Annotated in this window: 1 protein-coding gene and 1 pseudogene; both read left to right on the forward strand. The window is 73.3% G+C overall.

What is annotated here, in order from left to right; genetic code table 11:
- Positions 1 to 204: 204 nt before the first annotated feature.
- Positions 205 to 1,179: pseudogene (locus tag HW445_RS29855) on the forward strand (pirin family protein); the annotation flags it as partial.
- Positions 1,180 to 1,533, forward strand: a complete 354-nt coding sequence (locus HW445_RS33880) for a GNAT family N-acetyltransferase (RefSeq protein WP_308800171.1) — start codon at positions 1,180 to 1,182, stop codon at positions 1,531 to 1,533.
- The last annotated feature ends 200 nt before the right edge of the window (positions 1,534 to 1,733 follow it).

Raw genomic sequence — 1,733 nt, forward strand, 5'->3', positions numbered from 1 at the left:
GTGACCAGCCCTCGTCGCCCGATGCCCCCCGGGCGGGGGGCCGGCCGCCCGGGGTCCGCGGCCGTGACGGTGCCGGTCATGACGGTGCTCCTCACGCGTGGTGTCCCGCACAGCGTCCGGGAGCCTGGCCCCGTCCGCCAGCCGGGCCGGGCATACGATGGGCGCCGGACACGAAGATCACCGGGCGGAAGCGAGGCGGGGCAGATGAGCAACACCGAGGTGCACCCCCCGGAGGTGCTGTGCACGTCCTCGCCGGGGCCCGCCGCCCGCGTGGAGATCCTGACCCCGCGCTCGGTGCCGCTGGGCGGGCCGCGTGCGATGACCGTGCGGCGCACGCTGCCGCAGCGGGCCCGTTCGCTGATCGGCGCCTGGTGCTTCGCCGACCACTACGGTCCGGACGACGTCGCCGAGACCGGCGGCATGGACGTCGCCCCTCACCCGCACATCGGACTCCAGACGGTGAGCTGGCTGTTCACCGGTGAGATCGAGCACCGTGACAGCCTGGGCAGCCACGCCATGGTCCGCCCCGGTGAGATCAACCTGATGACCGGCGGGCACGGCATCGCCCACACCGAGGTGTCCACGCCGTCGACCACGGTCCTGCACGGCGTGCAGCTCTGGGTGGCGCTGCCGGCCGAACACCGGGACGCGCCGCGCGACTTCCGCCACCACGTGCCCGAGCCGGTGGCGCTGCCCGGCGGTGCGGGCGAGGCCCGCGTCTTCCTGGGTTCGCTGCTCGGTTCGGTGTCACCGGTCCCCACCTTCACCCCCCTGCTGGGCGCCGAACTGATCCTGGCTCCCGGCGCCACCGTCAGCCTCCCGGTGGACGAGAGCTACGAGCACGGCCTGCTGCTGGACACCGGGGCACTGACCTTCCCCGGCGGACACCGGCTCGCGCCCGCCGAACTCGGCTACCTGGCGCCCGGCCACGCCACCGTCGACATCGCCAATCCGAGCGCCGACGAGTCCGCCAGGGTGATCCTGCTGGGCGGACCGCCGTTCGGCGAGGAGATCGTCATGTGGTGGAATTTCGTGGGCCGTTCGCACGACGAGATCGCCGAGGCCCGGGCCGCCTGGGAGGCGCGCTCCGAACGCTTCGGTGTCGTCGAGGGCTACCCGGGCGACCGGCTGCCCGCGCCCACCCTGCCCAACATCCGTCTCCAGCCGCGGAGGAACCCCGTGCCCCAGACCCCGCCCGCCCCCGACGACACCACCCAGGTCCGTCTCGCCGCCGAGGCCCACCGCTACGAGATCCTGGTGGAGGGTACGGTCGCGGGCTTCACCGAGTTCCGGGACCACGGCACCCGGCGGGTCTTCTTCCACACGGTGGTCGAGGACGCCTACGCCGGCCGCGGCCTGGCCTCGGTCCTGGTCCGCGAGGCGCTCAACCACGTGCGCAGCAGCGGTATGCACCTCGTCCCGGTCTGCCCGTACGTGGCCAAGTACCTGACCAAGCACGACGGTTTCCGCGACATCACGGACGAGGCGACCCCGGAGATCCGGTCCTGGCTGAAGGCCGAGCTCGGCTCCTGATCCCGGGCGCGCGGGGCGCCCTCCTCCGTCCGGTCCGCCGCCTTCCCCGACCCCCGGCGTTCACCCGGCCGTCGTGTTCCGGCCGGATCGCGGCCTCTTCCCGCCCACGGTGACCGGGCACGCTCCGGCTGTCCGACTCCAGACGTCGATCGCAGTCATCCGGGAGCCAGTGGTGAAGACCCGTAGCAGCAGACCGCGCA

Source organism: Streptomyces sp. UH6 (assembly GCF_013421635.1).
In the GTDB taxonomy this organism is placed as follows: Bacteria; Actinomycetota; Actinomycetes; order Streptomycetales; family Streptomycetaceae; genus Streptomyces; species Streptomyces abyssomicinicus.